Source organism: Streptomyces sp. NPDC060028 (assembly GCF_042736725.1).
Lineage (GTDB): Bacteria > Actinomycetota > Actinomycetes > Streptomycetales > Streptomycetaceae > Streptomyces.
This window is the reverse complement of record NZ_JBHWVJ010000024.1, coordinates 46,217-70,124: the sequence shown is the minus strand read 5'-3', so window position 1 is coordinate 70,124 and position 23,908 is coordinate 46,217. Positions and strand designations below refer to the sequence as shown.

The 23,908-nt window shown below is 71.2% G+C and carries 20 protein-coding genes; 18 read left to right on the top strand and 2 right to left on the bottom strand.

All coding sequences use genetic code 11. The features are described 5' to 3' along the window. The first annotated feature begins 3 nt into the window (after positions 1-3). The 8 genes from ACFWBF_RS14735 to ACFWBF_RS14700 all read left to right on the top strand — a co-directional run bounded on the left by ACFWBF_RS14735 (position 4) and on the right by ACFWBF_RS14700 (position 9,964). On the top strand, positions 4-1,779 hold the full coding sequence (locus ACFWBF_RS14735) for an ABC transporter substrate-binding protein (protein ID WP_385600564.1): 1,776 nt from the start codon (positions 4-6) through the stop codon (positions 1,777-1,779). Positions 1,780-1,923: 144 nt separating this feature from the next. Then, a complete protein-coding gene (locus tag ACFWBF_RS14730) occupies positions 1,924-2,922 on the top strand; it encodes an ABC transporter permease (RefSeq protein WP_385600561.1) in 999 nt (332 codons plus the stop codon). Then, entirely contained in the window at positions 2,919-4,013 is a 1,095-nt protein-coding gene (locus ACFWBF_RS14725) for an ABC transporter ATP-binding protein (RefSeq protein WP_385600558.1), read from the top strand. Before ACFWBF_RS14730 ends, ACFWBF_RS14725 begins: the two co-directional genes overlap by 4 nt. Continuing rightward, entirely contained in the window at positions 4,010-5,104 is a 1,095-nt protein-coding gene (locus ACFWBF_RS14720; RefSeq protein ID WP_385600555.1) for an ABC transporter ATP-binding protein, read from the top strand. The genes ACFWBF_RS14725 and ACFWBF_RS14720 overlap by 4 nt, the downstream gene beginning before the upstream one ends. 281 nt (positions 5,105-5,385) lie before the next feature. After that, positions 5,386-6,042, top strand: a complete 657-nt coding sequence (locus ACFWBF_RS14715) for a trimeric intracellular cation channel family protein (RefSeq protein ID WP_385600553.1) — start codon at positions 5,386-5,388, stop codon at positions 6,040-6,042. Between the two features lie 58 nt (positions 6,043-6,100). Continuing rightward, positions 6,101-6,961 (top strand): thioesterase family protein, encoded by an 861-nt coding sequence (locus ACFWBF_RS14710; protein WP_385600550.1) that lies wholly within the window; start codon positions 6,101-6,103, stop codon positions 6,959-6,961. Between the two features lie 160 nt (positions 6,962-7,121). Continuing rightward, the gene (locus ACFWBF_RS14705) at positions 7,122-8,285 is read left to right on the top strand and encodes a cysteine desulfurase family protein (RefSeq protein ID WP_385600548.1); all 1,164 of its coding nucleotides are present in this window, start codon (positions 7,122-7,124) and stop codon (positions 8,283-8,285) included. A gap of 221 nt (positions 8,286-8,506) precedes the next feature. Next, positions 8,507-9,964: a hypothetical protein gene (locus tag ACFWBF_RS14700; protein WP_385600545.1), complete on the top strand. Its 1,458-nt coding sequence runs from the start codon at positions 8,507-8,509 to the stop codon at positions 9,962-9,964. On the opposite strand, the gene ACFWBF_RS14695 is transcribed toward ACFWBF_RS14700, so the two are convergent. Further along, positions 9,961-10,614, bottom strand: a complete 654-nt coding sequence (locus ACFWBF_RS14695; protein ID WP_385600542.1) for an N-acetylmuramoyl-L-alanine amidase — start codon at positions 10,612-10,614, stop codon at positions 9,961-9,963. The genes ACFWBF_RS14700 and ACFWBF_RS14695 overlap by 4 nt on opposite strands. A 68-nt stretch (positions 10,615-10,682) precedes the next feature. On the opposite strand from ACFWBF_RS14695, the gene mnmA reads away from it, so the two are divergent. Next, positions 10,683-11,822, top strand: a complete 1,140-nt coding sequence (gene mnmA, locus ACFWBF_RS14690; RefSeq protein ID WP_385600540.1) for a tRNA 2-thiouridine(34) synthase MnmA — start codon at positions 10,683-10,685, stop codon at positions 11,820-11,822. Here the strand turns inward: mnmA and ACFWBF_RS14685 are convergent. Next, positions 11,819-12,766 (bottom strand): NADP-dependent oxidoreductase, encoded by a 948-nt coding sequence (locus tag ACFWBF_RS14685; RefSeq protein WP_385600538.1) that lies wholly within the window; start codon positions 12,764-12,766, stop codon positions 11,819-11,821. The genes mnmA and ACFWBF_RS14685 overlap by 4 nt on opposite strands. Positions 12,767-12,869: 103 nt before the next feature. Here ACFWBF_RS14685 and ACFWBF_RS14680 point away from each other — a divergent pair, with 103 nt between their 5' ends. The 9 genes from ACFWBF_RS14680 (at position 12,870) to ACFWBF_RS14640 (ending at position 23,881) form a co-directional block, all read left to right on the top strand. Then, a complete protein-coding gene (locus tag ACFWBF_RS14680; RefSeq protein WP_385600536.1) occupies positions 12,870-13,847 on the top strand; it encodes a GlxA family transcriptional regulator in 978 nt (325 codons plus the stop codon). A 94-nt stretch (positions 13,848-13,941) separates the two neighbouring features. Next, the gene (locus tag ACFWBF_RS14675; protein ID WP_385600534.1) at positions 13,942-14,286 is read left to right on the top strand and encodes a DUF1330 domain-containing protein; all 345 of its coding nucleotides are present in this window, start codon (positions 13,942-13,944) and stop codon (positions 14,284-14,286) included. A gap of 875 nt (positions 14,287-15,161) precedes the next feature. Then, positions 15,162-15,851 carry an SDR family oxidoreductase gene (locus ACFWBF_RS14670; protein WP_385600636.1) on the top strand — a complete coding sequence of 230 codons (690 nt, stop codon included), beginning with the start codon at positions 15,162-15,164 and terminating at the stop codon, positions 15,849-15,851. Beyond that, complete coding sequence (locus tag ACFWBF_RS14665; protein ID WP_385600531.1) at positions 15,848-16,831, top strand: methionine synthase; 984 nt, start codon at positions 15,848-15,850, stop codon at positions 16,829-16,831. Before ACFWBF_RS14670 ends, ACFWBF_RS14665 begins: the two co-directional genes overlap by 4 nt. 30 nt (positions 16,832-16,861) lie before the next feature. Beyond that, positions 16,862-19,063 carry an NAD-dependent DNA ligase LigA gene (gene ligA, locus ACFWBF_RS14660; RefSeq protein WP_385600527.1) on the top strand — a complete coding sequence of 734 codons (2,202 nt, stop codon included), beginning with the start codon at positions 16,862-16,864 and terminating at the stop codon, positions 19,061-19,063. Positions 19,064-19,450: 387 nt separating this feature from the next. Then, positions 19,451-21,643 carry a putative bifunctional diguanylate cyclase/phosphodiesterase gene (locus ACFWBF_RS14655; protein ID WP_385600524.1) on the top strand — a complete coding sequence of 731 codons (2,193 nt, stop codon included), beginning with the start codon at positions 19,451-19,453 and terminating at the stop codon, positions 21,641-21,643. Positions 21,644-21,844: 201 nt separating this feature from the next. Next, on the top strand, positions 21,845-22,141 hold the full coding sequence (gene gatC, locus ACFWBF_RS14650) for an Asp-tRNA(Asn)/Glu-tRNA(Gln) amidotransferase subunit GatC (RefSeq protein ID WP_007266718.1): 297 nt from the start codon (positions 21,845-21,847) through the stop codon (positions 22,139-22,141). A 4-nt stretch (positions 22,142-22,145) separates the two neighbouring features. Next, on the top strand, positions 22,146-23,639 hold the full coding sequence (gene gatA / locus ACFWBF_RS14645) for an Asp-tRNA(Asn)/Glu-tRNA(Gln) amidotransferase subunit GatA (protein WP_385600521.1): 1,494 nt from the start codon (positions 22,146-22,148) through the stop codon (positions 23,637-23,639). After that, on the top strand, positions 23,636-23,881 hold the full coding sequence (locus tag ACFWBF_RS14640) for a hypothetical protein (protein WP_385223936.1): 246 nt from the start codon (positions 23,636-23,638) through the stop codon (positions 23,879-23,881). The genes gatA and ACFWBF_RS14640 overlap by 4 nt, the downstream gene beginning before the upstream one ends. Positions 23,882-23,908 lie beyond the last annotated feature (27 nt).

Sequence of the window (23,908 nt, the reverse complement as noted above, 5' to 3'; positions counted from 1 at the left end):
ATCGTGACTACCCATCGCACGTCGAAGCGCAGGCTTGCCGCTGGCACGGCCGTCGTGCTCGCGGCCATGCTGACCGCGACCGCCTGTGGCGGAGGCGACGACAAGGACGAGAAGTCGTCCGCCGCTGCCGGATTCAACGCCGGCATAGGCAAGATCGCCAACGCGTCCGACAAGAAGGGCGGCGAGCTCAAGTTCGTCGGCACCCAGGAAGCCGACTCGTGGGACCCGCAGCGCGGTTACTACGGCTTCGTGTGGGACTTCCAGCGCTACTTCACGCGTCAGCTGGTCAGCTTCAAGCCGGCCCCGGGCGGCGAGAGCACCGAGCTCGTTCCCGACCTCGCCGCGGGCAAGGCCGAGATCAGCGCGGACGGCAAGAGCTACAAGTACACGCTCAAGGACAACGTGACCTGGGAGGACGGCACTCCCATCACCGCCCAGGACATCAAGTACGGCATCGAGCGTGCCTGGGCCTCGGACGTCATCGCCGGCGGTCCGGTCTTCCTCGTCAAGCTCCTGGACCCGAACAAGGAGTACCCGGGCCCGTACAAGGACCCCAGCGCGGACAAGCTCGGCCTCAAGGCCATCGAGACCCCGGACGCGAAGACCATCGTCTTCAAGCTCCCCGTCGCGAACGGCGACTTCGAGCAGATGCTCGCGATGCCGGCCGCCAGCCCCGTCAAGCGCGAGAAGGACACCGAGGCCAAGTACGGCCTGAAGCCCTTCTCCAGCGGCCCGTACAAGATCGACTCGTACGAGCCCAACAAGAGCATGAAGCTCTCGCGCAACGCGAACTGGAAGCCCGAGACCGACCCGATCCGCAAGGCGCTCCCGGACTCCATCTCGGTCACGTTCATGGCGAACGCGGACGACATGGACAAGCGCCTGATGAACGGCGAGTTCGACGTCGACCTCAACGCGACCGGCATCGGCCAGGCGGCCCGCGCCACCGCGCTGAAGGACCACAAGGGCAACCTGGACAACGGCCAGACCGGCTTCATCCGCTACGCGGTCATGCCGACGACGGTCGCGCCGTTCGACAACGTCGAGTGCCGCAAGGCCGTCATCTACGCGGCCGACAAGAAGTCCCTGCAGACCGCCCGCGGCGGCCCGCAGGCCGGTGGCGACATCGCCCCCAACATGCTCCCGCTGGGTGTCAAGGGTGCCGACGGCAAGTACGACCCGTACGGCGCTCTGGCCAACGACGGCAAGCCGGACGCGGACAAGGCCAAGGCCGCCCTCAAGGCCTGCGGCAAGGAGAGTGGCTTCAAGACCACGATCGCCGTCCGCAACAACAAGCCGGTCGAGGTCGCCACGGCCGTCTCGCTGCAGAACGCCCTGAAGCAGGTCGGCATCGAGGCCGACATCGACCAGTTCGACGGCGCCCAGACCTCCGGCATCATCGGTTCGCCGAAGGTGGTCAAGGAAAAGGGCTACGGCATCATCATCATGGGCTGGGGCGCCGACTTCCCGACCGGGCAGGGCTTCCTCCAGCCGCTGGTCGACGGCCGGTTCATCGAGCAGAGCGGTAACAACAACTTCTCCGAGCTCAACGACCCCGCCATCAACACGCTGTTCGACAACGCCATCGCCGAGACGGACCCGAACAAGGCCGGCGAGGTCTACAAGCAGCTGAACACGAAGCTCTCCGAGGCCGCGGTCTACCTGCCGTTCGTCTACGAGAAGAACATCACCTGGCGCTCGACCCGTCTGACGAACGCCTACACGACCGAGGCCTACAACGGCCGCTACGACTACTCCTCCCTCGGCGTCGTCAAGTAGTCGTCCACCACCCGGTCACAGATCCACTTTCCAGTGTTCCAGTGCCACACCCGCTAGGCACGAAGGGCAGGTGATGGCCGCGGTTACGGCTTGGGGGCGCTCTCCAGAAGGGGGCGCCCCCGGGCCGCAGCCAGGCCGAGCGCAGTGCTTGCATATCTCATCCGACGGTTCTTCGCCGTCATCGTCATGCTGTTGGTCATCACGCTGGTGACCTTCGGAATCTTCTTCCTCTTCCCGAAGTTGATCGGGACGGATCCGGCCCTGTACTTCGTCGGCAAGCAGTCCGACCCCGCCGCCATCGAGGGCATCCGGCAGAAGATGGGTCTCGACGACCCGATCCTCGTCCAGTTCGGCAAGTTCGTCGTCGGTCTGGTGGCGGGTCGCACGTACGCCAACGGCTCCGACGTCACGCAATGCGCCGCGCCCTGCTTCGGCTACTCCTTCAAGACCGAGCAGGAGGTGTGGCCGCTGCTGCTGGACTGGCTCCCGGTCACCCTCTCGCTCGCCGCCGGCGCCGTCGTGCTCTGGGTGATCGGCGGTGTCGCCACCGGCGTCATCTCCGCCCTCAAGCGCGGTACGCCCCTGGACCGTTCGGCGATGGGCGTGGCCCTCGCCGGCGTCTCCCTGCCCATCTACTTCACGGGCATGCTCTTCATCGCCTTCTTTTCCGACCAGCTCGGCTGGTTCGGTCGCCCCGAGGCCACTTTCGCCGAGGACCCCGGCAAGTGGTTCAACGGGATGATCCTCCCGTGGGTCTCGCTCGCCTTCCTCTACGCGGCGATGTACGCCCGGCTCACCCGCGCGACGATGCTGGAGGTCCTCAACGAGGACTACATCCGCACCGCCCGCGCGAAGGGCCTGACCGAACCCGTCGTCATCGGCAAGCACGCCATGCGCTCCACGCTGACGCCGATCCTGACCGTCCTCGGTCTGGACCTCGGCGCCCTGATGGGCGGCGCGGTGCTCACCGAGTCCACGTTCTCGCTGCACGGCCTCGGCTACAGCGCCGTCCGGGCCATCAGCGACCACGACCTGCCGGTCATCCTGGGCATCACCCTGATCTCCGCCTTCTTCGTCGTCGCGGCGAATCTCATCGTTGACCTCCTGTACGCGGTGATCGACCCCCGAGTGAGGCTGTCATGACCCATTCGACCGGGACCGGGGCCCTCAACGAACCCGTCGAGGCGGCCGTCCCCCCCACCGCCTTCCTGGAGGTCCGCGACCTCAAGGTGCACTTTCCGACCGAGGACGGGCTGGTCAAGTCGGTCGACGGGCTCTCCTTCACGCTGGAGAAGGGCAAGACCCTCGGCATCGTGGGCGAGTCCGGCTCCGGCAAGTCGGTCACCTCCCTCGGCATCATGGGACTGCACCGCGTCGGCCAGTACGGCCGCCAGCGCGCCCGGATCTCCGGCGAGATCTGGCTGAACGGCACGGAGCTGCTCTCCTCGAACGAGGACGAGGTGCGCAAGCTGCGCGGCCGGGAGATCGCGATGATCTTCCAGGACCCGCTGTCGGCCATGCACCCCTACTTCACCGTCGGCCAGCAGATCGCCGAGGCCTACCGGGTCCACAACAAGGCCGACAAGAAGGCCGCCCGCAAGCGCGCCGTCGAGCTGCTGGACCGCGTCGGCATCCCGGAGCCGCACAAGCGCTTCGACAGCTACCCGCACGAGTTCTCGGGCGGCATGCGCCAGCGCGCCATGATCGCGATGGCCCTGGTCAACAACCCCGAGCTGCTCATCGCCGACGAGCCGACGACGGCCCTGGACGTGACCGTCCAGGCGCAGATCCTCGACCTGATCCGCGACCTGCAGCAGGAGTTCGGCTCCGCCGTCATCATGATCACGCACGACCTCGGCGTGGTCGCCGAGATGGCCGACGACCTCCTCGTGATGTACGGCGGCCGCTGCGTCGAGCGGGGCACCGCGGAGAAGGTCTTCTACGAACCCCGCCACCCCTACACCTGGGGCCTGCTGGGTTCGATGCCGCGCATCGACCGCGACCAGACCGAGCGCCTCATCCCCGTCAAGGGGTCGCCGCCGAGCCTGATCAACATCCCGAGCGGCTGTGCCTTCAACCCCCGCTGCCCGTACGCCGACGTGCCCAAGGACAACGTCACCCGCACGGTGCGGCCGGAACTCACGGAGGACGAAAGCCGCCACTGGTCCGCCTGTCACATGTCACAGGAGGAGCGGACCCGGATCTGGACCGAAGAGATTGCGCCGAAGCTGTGACGGAGATCAAGAAGACCGAGACGGTCACCCTTCCCCAGCAGGCCTCGGACTCTCCCGAGCCCCTGCTCAAGGTCACTGGCCTCACCAAGCACTTCCCCATCACCAAGGGGCTGCTGCGCCGCCAGGCCGGTGCGGTCAAGGCCGTCGACGGCATCGACTTCGACGTCCGGCGGGGTGAGACCCTCGGCATCGTCGGCGAGTCCGGCTGCGGCAAGTCGACCATGGGCCGGCTGATCACCCGGCTGCTCGAACCGAGCAGCGGCACCGTCGAGTTCGAGGGCAAGGACATCACGCACCTCGGTACCGCCGGGATGCGTCCGATGCGCCGCGACATTCAGATGATCTTCCAGGACCCGTACGGTTCGCTGAACCCGAGGCACACGGTCGGCACGATCGTCGGCGCGCCGTTCAAGCTCCAGAAGGTCACCCCCGAGGGCGGCATCAAGGCGGAGGTCCAGCGGCTGCTGTCGCTGGTGGGCCTCAACCCGGAGCACTACAACCGCTACCCGCACGAGTTCTCGGGCGGCCAGCGGCAGCGCATCGGCATCGCCCGGGCCCTGGCCCTCAAGCCGAAGCTGGTCGTCGCGGACGAGCCGGTGTCGGCGCTGGACGTGTCCATCCAGGCCCAGGTGGTCAACCTGCTGGACGACCTCCAGCAGGAGCTCGGCCTGACGTACGTGATCATCGCGCACGACCTCTCGGTCATCCGGCACGTCTCGGACCGCATCGCGGTGATGTACCTCGGCAAGATCGTCGAGCTGGCCGACAACAAGTCGCTGTACCAGGCGCCGATGCACCCGTACACGACGGCCCTGATGTCGGCCGTGCCGGTGCCGGACCCGCGCAGGCGCGGCGTGAAGAGCGGCCGCATCCTGCTCAAGGGCGACGTGCCCTCGCCGATCTCGCCGCCGAGCGGGTGCCGCTTCCACACGCGGTGCTGGAAGGCGACGCAGCTCTGCACCACGCAGGAGCCGCCGCTGATCGCTCTGAAGACCGGCCACCAGGTGGCCTGCCACCACCCGGAAAACGCCCCGGACCAGGCCCCGGGCGACCCGGCCCTGCCGAGCGCGGCGACCGCGATCGCGGAGTAGCAACACAAACCCGGCGGGGCGTGGCCCCTCCAGCCCCGCCGGGCCCCAACCCACCCCGCCCCGCTCCAGCCCCGCCGGGCCGCAATCCAGCCCCGCCGGGCCGCAACCCGGCCCGTGCCGCTACGGCTCCGCCGGGCCGAAATCCAGCCCCGCCGGCGTTTGAGGCGCGGGGTCTGGGGCGGAGCCCCAGGTCGTGGAGCCGCACCGCCGACGGCCCACCCCGGCGGAGCCGACCGGCGCCCCGTACCAGCCCGCCGCAAGGCGCCCGGCACAATGGCCCCGTGCTCCACGATCTCTTCCCGCCCGACATCCAGCACGCCCTGGACCTCGCGGGCATCTTCGTCTTCGCAACCGCCGGCGCACTGCTGGCCGTCCGCAAGAACTTCGACGTCTTCGGCATCGCCGTTCTCGCCCTCGTCACCGCCCTCGGCGGCGGCCTCTTCCGCGACCTCGTCATCGGAGCGGTCCCGCCGGCCGCCTTCGGAGACCTCAGCTTCTTCGTCACCCCGCTGATCGCCGCCGCGCTCGTCTTCTTCCTGCACCCCGAGGTCCAGCGGATCAACCGTGCCATCAACGTCTTCGACGCCGCCGGCCTCGGCCTGTTCTGCGTGACGGGCACGACCAAGGCGTACGAGTACGGCCTCGGCCTCACCGCGTCCGCCGCGCTGGGCCTGGCCACGGCCGTCGGCGGGGGCGTACTGCGCGACGTACTCGTCAACGAGGTCCCCTCGCTGCTGCGCGACCGCGAGATGTACGCCGTCCCCGCCATCGTCGGGGCCTCGCTGGTCGCCGTCTTCATCGGCTTCGACGTCCTCAACGCCGGCACGACCGTCCTCGCGATCGTGACCACCTTCGTCCTGCGGCTGCTCGCGATGCGCTACCACTTGCGGGCACCGCTGGCCTGGAACCGCCGCTCGTCGGTGGCCGAAGAGCCGTAACGAGGACGTAGCAAAGAAAAGCTACCGCTTAGTAACCCCCTCGGTGTACGTTCATTCCATGTCACACGCAGCGACCCAGTCATCCATCGGCGACAGCGAGTTCGACCGCGACACCACGGTCACCGCCCGTGCGGGCGAGCCCGGGGTCTACGACGCGGAACTCTCCGCCGGCTGGACGATCATCGCGGCCGTCAACGGCGGCTACCTGCTGGCCCTGGTCGGCCGCGCCCTGTCCGCGGCCCTGCCGCACCCGGACCCCTTCACGGTCTCGGCGCACTACCTGACCTCCTCCGTGCCCGGCCCCGCGGTCATCCGCACCCAGGTCGTACGGGTCGGCCGCACCCTCTCCACCGGCCAGGCCTCGCTGTTCCAGTACGACGAGAACGGCGCCGAGGTCGAGCGCATCCGCGTCCTCGCCTCCTACGGCGACCTGGCCTCCCTGCCGGACGACGTCCGCACGACGGCGCTGCCCCCGGCCATCCCCCCGTACGAGGACTGCCTCGGCCCCGAGGCCGGCCCGGCCCCGATCCCCGGCAGCTCCGCGATCGTGGACCGGCTCCGGCTGCGGCTGGACCCGGCGACGGCGGGCTGGGCGCTGGGCGCGCCGTCGGGCAAGGGTGAGATGCGGGCCTGGTTCGAACTCGCCGACGGGCGCGACGCCGACCCGCTGTCGCTGCTGCTCGCGGTGGACGCGCTGCCGCCGACCGCCTTCGACCTGGGTCTGCTGGGCTGGACCCCGACGGTGGAGCTCACCACGCACATCCGCCACCGTCCGGCGCCGGGCCCGCTGCGGGTCTCGATCACGACCCGCAACCTGGCCGGCGGCTTCCTGGAGGAGGACGCGGAGGTCTGGGACTCCACGGACCGTCTGGTGGCCCAGTCCCGCCAGCTGGCCCGCGCCCCGCGCGCCGCTTCCTGACGCGCCGCTCGCGCGGGATCCTCAAAGCGCCGAACGGGCTGGACGAAGCGGTGGCATCAGCCAAATCCAGCCCCGCCGGCGATTGGGGCGCGCGGGTTCGGCGGTGGTATCCGGCTCCGGGGGAAGGGCCGCGGCCAAGGGCTCGTAGAATCGGGGGATCATGGCCTACCTCGACCACGCCGCCACCACCCCGATGCTTCCGGAGGCCGCTGCGGCGATGACCGCGCAGTTCGCCGCAACGGGCAACGCATCCTCCCTGCACGCCGCCGGCCGCCGCGCCCGCCGCACCGTGGAGGAGGCCCGCGAGGCCCTCGCCGAGGCGATCGGCGCCCGCCCCAGCGAGGTGGTCTTCACCGCCGGCGGCACGGAGGCCGACAACCTCGCCGTCAAGGGCCTCTACTGGGCCCGCCGCGACCAGGACCCCGCCCGGACCCGCGTCCTGTCCAGCCCCGTCGAGCACCACGCGGTCCTCGACGCGGTGCACTGGCTCGCCGAGCACGAGGGCGCCCAGGTCGAATACCTCCCGGTGGACCGCTACGGGCGCGTGCACCCCGACGCCCTGCGCGAGGCCATCGCCCGCAACCCCGACGACGTGGCCCTGGCCACCGTCATGTGGGCCAACAACGAGATCGGCACCGTCATGCCGGTCGCCGAACTCGCCGCAGTCGCCCGCGAGTTCGCGATCCCGCTGCACTCCGACGCCGTCCAGGCCTTCGGGCAGCTCGACGTCCGCTTCGGCGACAGCGGCCTCGCCGCCATGGCCGTCAGCAGCCACAAGATCGGCGGCCCGTACGGCATAGGGGCGCTGCTCCTGGGCCGCGACCAGACCCCCGTACCCGTCCTGCACGGCGGCGGCCAGGAGCGGCACGTCCGCTCCGGGACCCTCGACGTACCGGCCATCGCCGCCTTCGCGGTGGCCGCGGTCCTCGCCGCCGAGCGCCGCGGGCGCTTCGCCGCCGAGATCGGTGCACTGCGCGACGAGCTGATCGCCGCCGTCCTGCGCGAGGTGCCGGACGCGGTCCTCGGCGGCGACCCGGCCGACCGGCTCCCCGCCAACGCCCACTTCAGCTTCCCCGGCTGCGAGGGCGACTCCCTGCTGCTCCTGCTCGACGCCCAGGGCATCGAGTGCTCCACCGGCTCCGCCTGCACGGCCGGTGTCGCCCAGCCGAGCCACGTCCTGCTCGCCACCGGTACCGACCCGCAGCTGGCCCGCGGCACCCTGCGCTTCTCGCTCGGCCACACCTCCACCAAGGAGGACGTCGCCGCCGTGGTGGCCGCCATCGGCCCGGCCGTCGAGCGCGCCCGCACGGCAGGCCTCAGCTAGCGCTGTGACCGGAAAGGTTCACCGGGGCGCGCCGCCCGGTACGGCACCTCGCCGCGTTGTCGGACCGCGCAAGTACGTCCAGTACGAGACGCGGTCCTCCGCCTTGCGATGCACCGCACCGGACGACGCACCCCGGCAAACCTTTCCGGCCACAGCACTCGTGCTGTGACCGTGGAGTAACCCCGGGTGCGCTGCCCGTGCCCGGGGCTGAGCATGGTCCCATGACCAAACGGCCGGTGGTGGTGGTACAGCCGCCCGACAGCCGGGGCCTGCGTCGGGTCGACATCGGCGGCGAGGCGGCGGGGGGCGCGTGGTCCCCGCGCGGGCTGCGCAGGATCCTGTCCCGCGCCGGATTCCCAGAGGACATGGACATCGAGGACCGGGCCGCCATCCGCTGGCGCGAGGGCGACAGCTCGGTCTGGCCCGACCGTAAGGGGCGCAGGTACGGGACCGTCGCCTTCATGACGGCCGGGCTGCTCGGCTGCGCGGCCCTGCTCGCCGTCGTCGGCATGCCGGACGCCTTCGGAGCACTCACCTTCGCGGGCCGCGTCAGCGGGTTCCTGTTCATCCTGGCCGGCGTGGTGGAGGTGGCGGCGGCGGCCGCGGCGATCGACTTCTGGGGCAAGCGGCATGTGAAGTACTCGGGTTCACTGGTCGTGCTGGGCGCCCTCGTCGCGCTGGCCACCAACAGCCTGTTCCTCCTGGTCTGGTTCCAGGAGCAGGAGTCCACGCATTATCTGCAGGCCTTCGTTCCGCTCTGGTGCTGGTCCATGGCGGCGCTCTGGCTCCTCTACCGGCACCACGCCTGGGAGAAGATCCCCCACCCCAAGGGCTTTGCCGTCGGAGTGACGGTGAGCGCTCTGCTGGCCGCATCCAATCTGGCGTACTCGGCCGTGTACCAGCCCTATGCCAAGCAGCCGCTCCTCATCGTGAAGGCCACCTTCGGGAAACCGCGGTCGGATCCCAAGCGCCCCGTCGTCTACCTGCCGCTGACGATCCACGTCGAGAACACCGGGACCGTTCCCGTCTACATTCTCGCCAGCGCCCACTCGACGTACGGGCGGACGGCGACGTTCACCGCGGGGGACACCCAGCTGAAGGACTGGAAAGAAGACCTGGAGTGGGACGAGGACACCGAACTCCACGTGGGGTCGACCGGGTTCACCGTCCTCCACACGGGCTCCATCGTCGCACCGGGATCCTGGCTGGACCAAGGCGACGTCATCACCGAGGAAAGGATCGTCGAGCTGCCCAAGAACGCCCCGTACGACGTGATCCAAGCCACGGCGGAACTCCAGATCATGAGGAAGGACCGCGGGAAGATCGACGAGGCCGCATTTTCCTCCCCCCACTACTCGTGGAGCAAGGAGGAGCGGAAATATTTCGGTTGTACCGCCGAAATCTGTGACGACCACATCTTTTACCGCGCCAGACTGCGCCACAACAACAACCTCATCAATGTGACGCGAAAGCCGCGCTACGTGACCTCGTATCGGGCGGTGAACGCAGAGGGTTCCTACTTCGGCGCACACATCGGGCCTCTCAATTCCAAGGGAGAACTGTCGGGCGACGAGGAACCCAGCGAGAGGTACGGGGTCATGAACTACCCGTCCGGGACGGTGACCGTGCCCTTCGCCACGTTGCTGAACCCGCAGGACCGGCCGGCCTCGGGAGACTAGGACGGCAAGGCCTCGCCGACCAGGCGGACGTACCGTTCCCAGTCCCAGTGGCGGCCCGGGTCCGTGTGGTCGGCGCCCGGGACCTCCGAGTGGCCCAGGATGTGTTTGCGGTCCGCCGGTATGCCGTACCGCCGGCAGATGTCGGCCGCCAGCCGCGCCGAAGCCTCGTACATCGCGTCCGTGAAGTCCTGCGGCCGGTCGACGAACCCCTCGTGCTCGATGCCGACGCTGCGCTCGTTCATGGAGCGGCTGCCCGAGTGGAAGGCGACGTCCAGCTCGCGCACCATCTGCTCGATGTGGCCGTCCTGGCGGACTATGTAGTGCGCCGAGGCCTTGTGCCACGGATTCCTGAACGCGTCCACCGACGTGGCGAAGCTGCCCTGCGTGACATGGACGACTATCCGGTCCACCCGGTAGTCGTCGGGCCGGTCCGCCAGCCGCCAGTTCGCCGGCGAGGCCGCCGTCCAGCTCGCGCCCGCATGGTCCAGCGCCCCGTCCTCGCGCCGCTTGGACACCCCCGGCACGAGCCACCAGGCGCGCGCCACCTCGTCCCGCCCGGCGACGGCCGCGACCGCGAAAACCCCGAGCCCCCCGAACAGCACCGCCCTGCGCGTCCTGCGCGACGTGCCCTTTTTCCCCGTGTCCCCCACGCGAACCACCCCCTGCACGCGATAACGCGCTGTGACACCGCGCGGTTCCCCGTACCCTGGACGGTGCTATGACTGAGAACCTGCCGCGCACCGCCCGCCCCCTTCGCGTCCTGGCCGCCATGTCCGGCGGTGTGGACTCCGCCGTCGCCGCCGCCCGCGCGGTCGAAGCCGGGCACGACGTCACCGGCGTCCACCTGGCGCTCTCCGCGAACCCGCAGTCCTTCCGGACCGGCGCCCGCGGCTGCTGCACCATCGAGGACTCCCGCGACGCCCGCCGCGCCGCGGACGTCATCGGCATCCCCTTCTACGTCTGGGACCTCGCCGAGCGCTTCCGCGAGGACGTCGTGGAGGACTTCATCTCCGAGTACGAGGCCGGGCGCACCCCGAACCCCTGCCTGCGCTGCAACGAGAAGATCAAGTTCGCGGCGCTGCTCGACAAGGCCCTCGCCCTCGGCTTCGACGCCGTCTGCACCGGCCACTACGCCACCGTCGTCCTGAACGAGGACGGCACCCGCGAGCTGCACCGCGCCTCCGACATGGCCAAGGACCAGTCGTACGTCCTCGGCGTCCTCGACGAGAAGCAGCTCGCGCACGCGCTCTTCCCGCTCGGCGACACCCTCACCACCAAGGACGAGATCCGCGCCGAGGCCGAGGAGCGGGGCCTGGCCGTCGCGAAGAAGCCCGACAGCCACGACATCTGCTTCATCGCCGACGGCGACACCCAGGGCTTCCTCGCGAACCGCCTGGGCAAGGCCGAGGGCGACATCGTCGACGGGGCGACGGGCGAGAAGGTCGGCACCCACGAGGGCGCCTTCGGCTTCACCATCGGGCAGCGCAAGGGCCTGCGGATCGGCCACCCGGCCGCCGACGGCAAGCCGCGCTACGTCCTCGACATCTCCCCGGTGAACAACACCGTCACCGTCGGCCCCGTCGAGGCCCTCGACGTCACCGCCCTCACGGCGATCCGCCCCCGCTGGTGTGGCTCCACGCCCGCCGCCCCGGGCACGTACACCGCGCAGCTGCGCGCCCACGGCGGCGAGGGCGAGGTCTTCGCCGAGATGGTGGACGGCGAGCTGCGCGTCTCCTTCAGCGAGCCGGTCCGCGGCGTGGCCCCGGGCCAGGCGATCGTGCTGTACGACGGCACGCGCGTGGTCGGTTCCGCCACCATCGCCACGACCACCCGCGCCGCCGCCTCCGCGTCCGCCTAGGCCCGGGTCTGGGTCTGGGCCTGGGCGACCGTCAGAACGATCTTGCCGGTGGTCCGGCCCTGCTCGCCGAGCTCGTGGGCCCTCGCGGCCTGCTCCAGCGGCAGCACCGTGTCGATGACCGGCCGGAGCTTCCCGTCCGCCACCAGGGCGGCGATGGCCTTCAGGCCCGCGTAGTCCGGCTCGACGAGGGTCCAGCCGGTACGGAAACCACCGGCGTCGGCCGGCACGTCGTCGGGGCCGTTCAGGGTGATCAGGTGTCCGCCGGGGCGCAGCACCTTCAGGGAGCGGACCCCGTAGTCGCCGCCGACGGCGTCGATCACGACGTCGACCTCGGACACCGCGTCCTCGAAGTCGGTGGTCCGGTAGTCGATCAGCTCGTCCGCCCCGAGCGCGCGCAGCACGTCGTGCTTGGCGGCGCTGGCGGTCCCGATCACGTACGCGCCGAGCGCCTTGGCGATCTGGACGGCGAAGTGGCCCACACCGCCGGCGGCCGCGTGCACCAGCACCCGCTGCCCGGCCCGCAGGCCCGCGGTGTCGTTCAAAGCCTGCCACGCGGTGAGCGCGGCCAACGGCAGCGCGGCCGCCTGGACGTGGTCGAGGCCGGCCGGCTTGCGGGCGAAGTGCCGCGCGGTGGCCGTGACGTACTCGGCGTAGCCGCCGGCCTGGGCGGGGAAGCGCGGCATGCCGAAGACCTCGTCGCCCGGCTGGAACAGCGTCACGCCGGGGCCGACGGCCTCGACGGTGCCGGACACGTCCCAGCCGACGGCCGGGACCGGGCCCCAGGGGATGAGGGCGCCGGAGGCCCGGGTCTTCCAGTCGACGGGGTTGACCCCGGCCGCGTGGACCCGTACCAGGATCTCGCCCATGCCGGGCTCCGGGCGCTCCAGCTCGGTCTCGGTCAGTACCTCGGGCCCGCCCCACTGGCTGACGACGACGGCGCGCATGTGTTTCTCCTCAGGTGTGTCCGGTGCTGCTGTCACACCAGCTTCGGCGCCGGCACCCGGCCATGGTGTTGGCCGTACGGCCACCATGTGTCAGGATCTGGCCATGCACCGCATTGCCGTACTCGCCCTCGAAGGCGTCCCCCCGTTCGAGCTCGGAATCCCCTCCCGGGTCTTCGGCAACGCCCTCGACGACGCCGGCGCGCCGCTCTACGAGCTGACCGTCTGCACCGCCGACGGGCAGCCCGTGACCAGTGACGCGGGCTTCACCGTCGGGGTCGGCGCCGGTCCGGAGGCGCTCGCCGCCGCCGACACCGTGATCATCACGCCCACCCACGCCATGGACGAGCTCGCACACGGCGCGCCCCTGCCGCCGGAGCTGACCGGCGCCCTCGCCGCGATCAGGCCCGGCACCCGGCTGGTCTCCCTCTGCACCGGCTCCTACGTCCTGGCCGCGGCCGGGCTGCTCGACGGCCGGCCCGCGACCACGCACTGGCTGCACGCGCCGGAGTTCCAGCGCGCCTTCCCGCTCGTGCGGCTCGACGAGGAGGTGCTCTTCGTCGACGACGGCGACGTCCTCACCTCGGCGGGAGTGGCGGCCGGCGTCGACCTCTGCCTCTACCTGATCCGCCAAGACCACGGCAGCGCCGTCGCCAACCGCGCCGCGCGGCTGTGCGTCGTACCGCCGTGGCGGGACGGCGGGCAGGCCCAGTACATCGACCGGCCCGTCCCCGAACCCACCGTCGCCACCACCACCGCGACCCGCGCCTGGGCCCTGGAGCGCCTCGCGGAGCCGGTCACGCTCGCCGAGCTGGCCGCCCACGCCCGGATGAGCCTGCGCACCTTCACCCGGCGCTTCCGCGACGAGGTCGGCATGACCCCGGTGCAGTGGCTCACCGTCCAACGCCTGGAGATCGCCCGCCACTTGCTGGAGTCCAGCGACCTCCCCGTCGACCTGGTCGCCCACCGGGCGGGCTTCGGCTCCGCCAACTCGCTGCGCCAGCACATGAGGACGGCCCTCGGCGTCTCCCCGATCGCCTACCGGCGCACCTTCCAGCCGCACGCCACGTCCGACCCGGCATGACCCCCGGGGTAATCGCCTTGCCGGCCGCTGGTTGCGAGTATTCACTCAACAGCCGCAGCCGCCCGGCAGGTTGACCAGGACGAGGGAGCAGACGATGACCGCGTACGCCATCGCCCACATACGGCCCGAGACGATGAACGAGGACATCCTCCGCTACATCGAGGAGATCCAGGACACCATGGACCCCTTCGAGGGCCGCTTCCTCGTCCACGGCCGCGAGGTGGAGGTCAAGGAGGGCCCCTGGCCCGGCACGGTCGTCATGATCGGCTTCCCGGACATCGAGCGGGCCCGCGCCTGGTACGACTCGCCCGCCTACCAGGCCATCCTCCCGCTGCGCACGGACCACATCGCGGGCGAGGTCATCCTGGTCGACGGAGTCCCGCCGGACTACGACGCCTCGAAGACGGCCACCGGCCTCCGCGAGTCCGCGGGTCTCTGACCGTGGGCAACCGGGCCGCCTTCGTGGTCCTCGGCCCCGACGGGCCCGTCCGCCACCGCTCCTCCTACGGTGCGGTGGGCCTGGACCTCGACCTCCTGGCCGGGCCGGAGGTCTTCGCGTGGGAAGGGTTCACCGCCTCGACGCGGACCAGGGCCGCCGCCCTGGAACTTCTGGGGCGCGCCTGGGCCGGCTGGGAGGTGCGCTGGCTCTACGACGGACAGAGCGGCCTGCGCGCCCACCTCGGCCTCGACACGCAGGAGGAGAGCGGCGCCGGCGCCGTGTACCCCGGCCCGGCCCTGGAACCCGGGGACGAGGAGTTCGGCGACCCGGACCCGATGGTGGCCGTGGTCACCGTCGGGCCCGACCGCTGCCACGTGCTCGCCGACATCGCGGACCATCCGGTCGAGGAGGGACCCGCCCTCCTCGACCGGCTCCGCGACGCACCGGACCACGGAAGCTTCCGGCTGCCGGCCGGCGCCGGGATCCACGTGGACCCGCGGCGGCGCCGGGTCGGCTGGCGGCTGAAACACCGCCCGCGCCCGCGGGGGCAACCTCGCCGCGCGCTGGCCCGGCTGGACCGTGGAGTTCTGGGAGGACCGCTGGTCGGAGCACCGGCGGGCCTGCGGCGGACGCTTCGAGCCGCCCGCGCCGGACCGCGCCGCCGCGCTGGCCGGCGTACGGGACGGGGCGCTGCGGCGGTGGGCGGGGCCGCGGGGGGACGCGCGGGCCGCGATGGTCGCCGCGCATCCCCGCCTCCTGGTCGGCGACGGCTTCGCCCCGGGCGTCACGGCGGCACGGGCCGCCGTCGGCCGGGCCGTGATCGAGGCGGCCTACCGTGGGGCGGCCGGCGGCTGACGGGTGCGAGCATGGGCGGTATGGCTACTCACCTGATCACCGGTGCCGGATCCGGCATCGGCGCCGCCGTCGCGGCCCGGCTGCACGCCCGCGGCGACGACCTCGTCCTGCTCGCCCGCGACGCCGCCCGCGGCAAGCAGCTCGTCGAGCGGTACCCCGGGGCCCGCGCGTTCGTCGGGGACCTCGCCGACCCGGACCGGCTCTCGTGGGCCTTCTCCAAGCAGGCCGTTCCGGAGCGGATCGACTCGCTCCTGCACATCGCCGGGATCGTCGACCTCGGCCCCGTCGGCGAGCTGCGCCCCAAGACCTGGCACCAGCAGCTCAACGTCAACCTCATCGCCCCCGCCGAGGTGACCCGCCTGCTGCTGCCCACCCTGAGGGCCTCGCGCGCGACCGTCGTCTTCGTGAACTCCGGCGCCGGCCTGAACGCCCACGCCGACTGGAGCGCCTACGCCGCCTCCAAGCACGGGCTGCGGGCCCTCGCCGACTCCCTGCGCGAAGAGGAGAAGCCCAACGGGATCCGCGTCACCTCCGTCTACCCCGGCCGCACCGCCAGCCCCATGCAGGCCAAGGTCCACTCCCAGGAGGGCAAGGAGTACGACCCCGCCGCGTGGATCGACCCCGAGTCCGTCGCGACGACCATCGTCATGGCCGTCGACCTGCCCCGCGACGCCGAGGTCAACGACCTGTCCGTCAGGCCCGGCCGATGACCGCGAGCGCGACCGGCGTCGGCTCGCTCCCCGGCGGCGACGCCCGCGAGGCGGCCAAGACCGTCACCGGGTCCTTCGAGGAGTTCCCGTACCTCGCCGAGCTGCCCGCCCGCGGACCCGGCGCGGACATGATCGGCCGCTCGCTGGGGCTGCTCGTGGAGATGTACGCCCACGTCGAGCCCAGCGGCTGGCGCATCAGCGACCGGCCGGGCCGGGACACCCGGCGGGCCCGCTCCTGGCTCGGTGAGGACCTCGACGCGCTGGAGGAGTTCACCCAGGGCTACACGGGGAAGCTGAAGGTCCAAGCCGTCGGGCCTTGGACCTTGGCCGCCGCCCTGGAGCTGCACGGCGGCGAGGCCATGCTGCAGGACGCGGGCGCCTGCCGGGACCTGGCCGGCTCGCTCGCCGAAGGCCTGCGCGAGCACCTCGCCGACGTACGCAAGCGCATCCCCGGCGCCGAGGTCGTGCTCCAGTTCGACGAGCCCTCGCTCACGGCCGTACTGCTCGGCCGGGTGCGCTCCGCGAGCGGGTACCGCACGTACCGCGCCGTGGACCGGCAGGTCGTCGAGGGCACCCTGCGCGAGCTGTTCGCCGTCCACGACGGGGAGGTCATCGTCCACTCCTGCGCCCCCGAGGTGCCCATCGGACTGCTGAGGCGGGCCGGCGCCACGGGCGTGTCGTTCGATTTCTCCTTGCTCACCGAGCGCGAGGACGACGCCGTCGGGGAAGCCGTCGAGGACGGGGTGAAACTCTTCGCCGGAGTGGTGCCCGCCACCGACGGCCCGTTGTCAGACCCTGCCGGTAGCGTCATGGGTGTCAGGAAGCTTTGGCGCAGGCTGGGGCTGGCCCCGGGGACTCTGGCGGAGTCCGTCGTGGTCACCCCGTCGTGCGGTCTGGCGGGCGCTTCGCCCGCCTATGCCCGCGAGGTGCAGGCGCACTGCGTCAGGGCGGCGAGGTCGCTCGCCGACAACCCTGAGTGATGGTCGAGACGGGTCACGGGAGGACACGGCATGGCAGCCGAACAGCAGGAGACGGCGGTACCGGCGGCGATGCGTGAGCAGCACGCTCTGCTCGCCGAGCAGATCGAGGAGCACCGCTTCCGGTACTACGTGAACGACCAGCCGGTCGTCAGCGACGCCGATTTCGACAAGCTGCTGCGCTCGCTGGAGGCGCTGGAGGAGGAGTACCCCGAGCTGCGCACGCCCGACTCGCCCACCCAGAAGGTGGCCGGGGCGTACGCGACGGACTTCGCCTCCGTGGAGCACCGCGAGCGGATGCTCTCCCTCGACAACGCCTTCGACGACGAGGAGCTGTCCGCCTGGGCCGAGCGCGTGGCCCGGGACGCCAACACCTCGGACTACCACTACCTCTGCGAGCTGAAGGTGGACGGCCTCGCCGTCAACCTCACCTACGAGAACGGCCGCCTGACCCGCGCCGCCACCCGCGGCGACGGCCGCACCGGTGAGGACATCACGCCCAACGTCCGCACCATCGCCGAGATCCCGGACCGCCTCAAGGGCGACCGGATCCCGGCCGTGGTCGAGATCCGCGGCGAGGTCTTCTTCCCCATGGAGAAGTTCGAGGAGCTCAACGCCCGCCTGGTCGAAGCCGGCGACAAGCCCTTCGCCAACCCGCGCAACGCGGCGGCCGGTTCGCTGCGCCAGAAGGACCCCAAGGTCACCGCCACCCGCCCGCTGCACATGGTGGTGCACGGCGTCGGCGCCCGCGAGGGCTTCGAGATCGACAAGCTCAGCCACGCGTACGAGCTGCTGCGCGAGTGGGGCCTGCCCACCGCCAAGCACAACAAGACGGTGTCCTCGCTCGCCGAAGTCCGGGAGTTCATCGGGTACTTCGGCGAGAACCGGCATTCCGTCGAGCACGAGATCGACGGCGTCGTCGTCAAGCTCGACGAGATCCCCCTCCAGGGCCGGCTCGGCTCCACGGCGCGCGCCCCCCGCTGGGCCATCGCCTGGAAGTACGCCCCCGAGGAGGTCAACACCAAGCTGATCGACATCAAGGTGGGCGTCGGCCGTACCGGGCGCGTGACCCCGTACGCGCAGGTGGAGCCGGTGACGGTGGCGGGCTCCGAGGTCGAGTTCGCGACCCTGCACAACCAGGAGGTCGTCAAGGCCAAGGGCGTGCTCATCGGGGACACGGTCGTGCTGCGCAAGGCGGGCGACGTCATCCCCGAGATCCTCGGCCCGGTCGCCGACCTGCGGGACGGCAGCGAGCGGGAGTTCGTGATGCCGGCCGAGTGCCCCGAGTGCGGGACCGCCCTGCGGCCGATGAAGGAGGGCGACATCGACCTGCGCTGCCCCAACGGGCAGACGTGTCCCGCCCAGTTGCGCGAGCGGCTCTTCTACCTCGGCGGCCGCCAGTGTCTGGACATCGAGAACTTCGGCGCGGTGGCCGCGGCCGCCCTGACCAACCCGCTGGAGCCGGCCGAGCCGCCCCTGCGGGACGAGGGCGACCTCTTCGACCTGACCATCGAGCAACTGCTGCCGATCAAGGCGTACGTCCGCGACCAGGACAGCGGACTGCCCAAGCGGGACCCGAAGACGGGCGAGGAGAAGATCGTCACGGTCTTCGCCAACCAGAAGGGCGAGCCGAAGAAGAACGCCCTGTCGATGCTGGAGAACATCGCGGCGGCCAAGGACCGCCCGCTCGCCCGCATCATCAACGGCCTGTCGATCCGCCATGTCGGCCCGGTCGCCGCCGAGGCGCTCGCCCGCGAGTTCCGGTCGATCGAGCGGATCGAGCAGGCCACCGAGGAGGAGCTCGCCGCCACCGACGGGGTCGGCGCGATCATCGCGGCCTCCCTCAAGGAGTGGTTCGCCGTCGACTGGCACCAGGAGATCCTGCGCAAGTGGCGCGCGGCCGGTGTCCGGATGGAGGAGGAAGGTTCCGGCAAGGAAGAGGGCCCGCGCCCGCTGGAAGGCCTGACCGTCGTCGTCACCGGCACTTTGCAGAGCCACACCCGGGACGGCGCGAAGGACGCCCTGCAGAGCCGCGGCGCCAAGGTGACCGGATCCGTCTCGAAGAAGACCTCCTTCGTCGTGGTCGGCGACAACCCCGGCTCCAAGTACGACAAGGCCGTGCAGTTGAAGCTCTCCATCCTCGATGACGCGGGCTTCGCGATCCTGCTCGAACAGGGCCCGGACGCGGCCCGCGAGGCCGCGCTCCCGGTGGACGGCGACGCCGCGGCGGAGTAATACCGGTAGAGGAGTCGCCCCGGGGGAGTAGCGAAGGCGAACGGATGCGTGGCGTGCGGCCGTACGGGCGGGCGCACGCCAGGCGCGACCTGCGGTGGTAAACGGCCGGTACGAGGCTGTTCGCAGGGCGGTGACCTGTCGGATCATCGGAAGGGTGACCGGCGGGTGTTGGTCCAAACTCACCTGTTCGGCGGATACCGTACTGATGAGGATGGCTGGGTCGCATTCGGGCAACCACCGCCGACCGCTGCCCTTGGGAGCCTCCCGCGTCCTACTGTTGAGGGGTGCGCCTGTCGTGCACGGCTGCGGGACGCGATTCCGGCCGTGATGGCATGACATCGGTGCCGTCGCGTGGCATCGGCATCGCCGGCTGTGAGAGGGACGGGCATGAAACCCACCGAAAGCGCCGACCCGTCACCAGATTTCGGCGGGGACCTCCCGTCCCTGCGGACGGGCCGGCTCGGTCTCCTGGGCTCCAGGACACCGGGCACCCGACCGCTCGACACCACGGTGTGCGCGGGCGCAGCGGGTCAGCGCACCGTGCTGCCCATCGCCGTCGTGGGCCTGTCCGCCGTGGTGCTCGCCATCGGCGTCGTCACGGCGCTGAGCAACCGTCACGCCCTGTTCCCCGGCGGCACGGTGGGCTGGGCGCTCGCCCTCCTCACCGGCATCATCGTCGGCCACCTCGTCGCCCTCGGCCGCGACCGCTGGTGGGGCGGCACCGGATCGGGCGCCGCGCTCACCCTCGGCGTCCTCGTCCTCTACGGATGGATCCCCGCCGGGCTCGTCTCCCTCGCGGTGGTCACCCTGGTCGGCGCCGCGCGCCGGCACCGCTGGCGCCAGGGCCTGCTGCACGGCTCCACCGACATCCTCGGCATCGCCGCGGGGGCCCTGGTCCTCGCCGCCTTCGGCGAGGCGCCGAGCGTCGAGACCCCGTGGGAGCCCGCCACCTGGGGGCTGGACGCGGTGCCCGAGGTCATCCTCGTCGCCCTCGCCTACCTGCTCGTCACCCGCGTGCTGCTGTGGATGGCGCTGGCCCCGCGCGGTGGCGGGCTGCCCACCGTCGCCCGCACCGCGCTGGTCCGCCAGGCCCTGGTGGCCGTCGCCCTGCTCGGGATCGCGCCGCTGATCTGCGTCGTCGCCGTCGCGCAGCCGGTGCTGCTGCCGCTGTTCGCCGTACCGCTGATCGCCCTCGACTCCACCCTGTGGATCGCCCGGGCGCGCGCCGAGGAGCAGCTGCGGGATCCGCTCACCGGGCTGCCGAACCGGCAGTGGCTGCTGGAACGCGCCTGGACCGCGCTCGACCAGGCTGAACGTTTGGGCACCCGGTCAGCTCTTGTGCTGATCGACCTGGACCGCTTCCGGGCCGTCAACGACACCCTCGGCCACCTCGCCGGGGACCGGCTGCTGCTCCAGATCGCGGACCGGCTGCGCGCCGCGCTGCCCGAGGACGCGGAAGCGGCCCGCCTCGGCGGCGACGAGTTCGCCGTACTGCTGCCCCTCGCCGACTCCACCACCAGCGCCCAGCGCGTCGCCCGCAACCTGGTGGCGGAGCTGAGCTCACCGCTGGACCTGGACGGCCTGACCCTGGTCCTGGAGGCCAGCGCCGGGCTCGCCGTCTTTCCCGACCACGCGCTCGACGCGGAGGGGCTGCTGCGCCGGGCCGACGTCGCGATGTACCAGGCCAAGCGGGACCGCACGGGCGTCGAGGTCTACGAGTCGAAGCGCGACAGCAACACCCCCGACCGGCTGGGCCTGCTCGGGGACCTGCGCCGGGCGCTGGACGCGGGCGACGTGGAGCTCCACTACCAGCCGAAGGTGCGGTTCGACGGCCAGGTGGCCGGGCTGGAGGCCCTCGTACGGTGGGTGCATCCCGAGCGGGGGCGCGTCTCGCCGGACGAGTTCATCGCCATCGCCGAGACCTCGGGGCTGATGCCGCACCTGACCGAGTACGTACTGGAGACGGCGCTCGCCCAGGTGGCGCGCTGGCGGGCCCAGGGCCTGAAGGTGCCGGTCGCCGTCAACGTCTCGCCGCGCGACGTCCACACCCCGGGCTTCGCGGGGGCGGTCGCCGCGCGGCTGGCCCGCCACGGGGTCCCGGCGAGCGGTCTCCAGCTGGAGATAACGGAACACGTGCTCCTCGAAGACCCGCAGCGGGCCGCCGACACCATGGCCGGCCTGACGGGCCACGGCGTGAAGATGTCCCTGGACGACTTCGGTACGGGCTACTCCTCGCTCGTGCACCTGCGGCGGCTCCCGGTCAGCGAGCTGAAGATCGACCGTTCGTTCGTGGCGCGACTCGCCGTCGACGCCCAGGACGCGGAGATCGTCCGTTGCACCGTGGACCTCGCGCACTCGCTGGGCCTGCTCGTCGTCGCGGAGGGCGTCGAGGACGACGAGACGTGGGAACGCCTGCGGGACCTGGGCTGCGACGCCGTCCAGGGCTGGCTGGTGGCCGCCGCGATGCCTCCGCAGGAGGCGACGGCCTGGCTGCTGGCCCGCGGCGAGCGCGGCTGGCGCCGCCCGGCGGACATCACGGCGGAACTGGCGGCCGCCGCGGAGACCCCGGCGCAGCCGTGACCCGTTTGCCGCCGGGCGATCCCGCTCGCCAAAGGCGGCATCAGCCACAATCAAGCCCCGCCGGCGTTTGAGGCGCGGGGTCCGGGGCGGAGCCCCGGGGGGTTCGGGCGCCGCCCGGCAAACCGTTTAGTGGGTCGGGGGGCCAGCCCCATAGGATTGGGCCCGAAACCTACACACTCACCACCCCCAGAGGATCGCTGCATGCCTGGCATCACGCGCGAGGAGGTTGCCCACCTCGCTCGGCTGGCACGTCTGGAGCTGAAGAGCGAAGAGCTCGACCACTTCGCTGGACAGCTCGACGACATCATCGGCGCGGTCGCCCGCGTTTCCGAGGTCGCCGACCAAGACGTCCCGCCGACCTCCCACCCGCTGCCGCTGACGAACGTCATGCGAGCGGACGAGGTCCGTCCGTCGCTCACCCCCGAGCAGGCGCTTTCCGGCGCTCCCGCCCAGGAGCAGCAGCGTTTCAAGGTGCCGCAGATCCTGGGGGAGGACTAACAACATGACCGAGATCATCAAGCTCACGGCCGCCCAGACCGCCGAGAAGATCGCCTCCGGCGAGCTCACGGCCGTCGAGGTCACCGAAGCCCACCTGGCCCGCATCGACGCGACCGACGAGAAGGTCCACGCCTTCCTGCACGTCGACCGCGCAGGCGCCCTCGCCCAGGCGGCAGCCGTCGACGCCAAGCGCGAGCGCGGCGAGAAGCTCGGCCCGCTGGCCGGCGTCCCGCTCGCCCTCAAGGACATCTTCACCACCGTCGGGGTCCCGACCACCGTCGGTTCGAAGATCCTGGAGGGCTGGATCCCGCCCTACGACGCCACCCTGACGCGCAAGCTGAAGGAAGCCGACGTCGTCATCCTCGGCAAGACCAACATGGACGAGTTCGCCATGGGGTCCTCCACCGAGAACAGCGCGTACGGCCCCACCGGCAACCCCTGGGACCTCACCCGCATCCCCGGCGGCTCCGGCGGCGGCTCCGCGGCCGCACTCGCCGCCTTCCAGGCCCCGCTCGCGATCGGCACGGACACCGGCGGCTCCATCCGCCAGCCCGCCGCCGTCACCGGCACGGTCGGCGTGAAGCCCACGTACGGCGGCGTCTCCCGCTACGGCATGGTCGCCTTCTCCTCCTCCCTCGACCAGGGCGGGCCCTGCGCCCGTACGGTCCTGGACGCGGCCCTCCTCCACGAGGTCATCGCGGGCCACGACCCGATGGACTCCACCTCCATCGACGCCCCGGTCCCGCCGGTCGTCGAGGCGGCCCGCAACGGCTCCGTCGCCGGCATGCGCGTCGGCGTGGTCAAGCAGTTCGCCGGCGAGGGCTACCAGGCCGGCGTCGTCCAGCGCTTCAACGAGTCCGTCGAGCTCCTCAAGGAGCTGGGCGCCGAGATCGTCGAGCTGGACTGCCCGTCCTTCGACCTCGCGATGGCCGCGTACTACCTGATCGCGCCGTCCGAGTGCTCCTCGAACCTGGCCCGCTTCGACGCCATGCGCTACGGCCTGCGCGTCGGCGACGACGGCACCAAGTCCGCCGAGGACGTCACCGCCCTGACCCGCGAAGCCGGCTTCGGCGACGAGGTCAAGCGCCGCATCATCCTCGGCACGTACGCGCTCAGCTCCGGCTACTACGACGCGTACTACGGATCCGCCCAGAAGGTCCGCACGCTCATCACGCAGGACTTCGAGAAGTCCTTCGAGCAGGTCGACGTGATCGTCTCTCCGACGACCCCGACCACCGCCTTCGCGATCGGCGAGCGTACCGACGACCCGCTCGCCATGTACCTCGCGGACCTGTGCACCATCCCGACCAACCTGGCCGGCAACTCCGCCATGTCGCTGCCCTGCGGCCTGGCTCCGGAGGACGGTCTCCCGGTCGGACTGCAGATCATTGCCCCGGCGATGAAGGACGACCGGCTCTACAAGGTCGGCGCGGCCGTCGAGGCCGCCTTCGTCGAGCGCTGGGGTCACCCGCTGCTTGAGGAGGCACCGTCGCTGTGAGCACCAGTGCACTGTCCAAGGCCAAGGGCTTCAAGAAGTCCAAGACCGGCACCTACCTGTCGATCGGCACCACCGCCTTCGGCGCCCTCAGCGTGATGAAGCAGGCCAAGAAGGCCCGCACCGAGCACGACACGCTGAAGCTGGTCGACGCCGTCGTGTCCGCCGCCGCCATCGTCACCGGCCTCGCGATCCTGTACCGCGAGCTGAAGCGCCTGGGCGACGACGACGTCCTGCTGGGCTGAGAGGGAAAGTTTCACCGTGAGCACCTA

Coding starts and splice junctions, on each gene's coding strand:
- ACFWBF_RS14655 (WP_385600524.1), top strand. CDS start 19,451: ATGAAACCCACCGAAAGCGCCGACCCGTCACCAGATTTCGGCGGGGAC.
- ACFWBF_RS14705 (WP_385600548.1), top strand. CDS start 7,122: ATGGCCTACCTCGACCACGCCGCCACCACCCCGATGCTTCCGGAGGCC.
- ACFWBF_RS14685 (WP_385600538.1), bottom strand. CDS start 12,766: ATGCGCGCCGTCGTCGTCAGCCAGTGGGGCGGGCCCGAGGTACTGACC.
- ACFWBF_RS14700 (WP_385600545.1), top strand. CDS start 8,507: ATGACCAAACGGCCGGTGGTGGTGGTACAGCCGCCCGACAGCCGGGGC.
- mnmA (WP_385600540.1), top strand. CDS start 10,683: ATGACTGAGAACCTGCCGCGCACCGCCCGCCCCCTTCGCGTCCTGGCC.
- ACFWBF_RS14710 (WP_385600550.1), top strand. CDS start 6,101: ATGTCACACGCAGCGACCCAGTCATCCATCGGCGACAGCGAGTTCGAC.
- ACFWBF_RS14675 (WP_385600534.1), top strand. CDS start 13,942: ATGACCGCGTACGCCATCGCCCACATACGGCCCGAGACGATGAACGAG.
- ACFWBF_RS14680 (WP_385600536.1), top strand. CDS start 12,870: ATGCACCGCATTGCCGTACTCGCCCTCGAAGGCGTCCCCCCGTTCGAG.
- gatA (WP_385600521.1), top strand. CDS start 22,146: ATGACCGAGATCATCAAGCTCACGGCCGCCCAGACCGCCGAGAAGATC.
- ACFWBF_RS14670 (WP_385600636.1), top strand. CDS start 15,162: ATGGCTACTCACCTGATCACCGGTGCCGGATCCGGCATCGGCGCCGCC.
- ACFWBF_RS14665 (WP_385600531.1), top strand. CDS start 15,848: ATGACCGCGAGCGCGACCGGCGTCGGCTCGCTCCCCGGCGGCGACGCC.
- gatC (WP_007266718.1), top strand. CDS start 21,845: ATGCCTGGCATCACGCGCGAGGAGGTTGCCCACCTCGCTCGGCTGGCA.
- ligA (WP_385600527.1), top strand. CDS start 16,862: ATGGCAGCCGAACAGCAGGAGACGGCGGTACCGGCGGCGATGCGTGAG.
- ACFWBF_RS14725 (WP_385600558.1), top strand. CDS start 2,919: ATGACCCATTCGACCGGGACCGGGGCCCTCAACGAACCCGTCGAGGCG.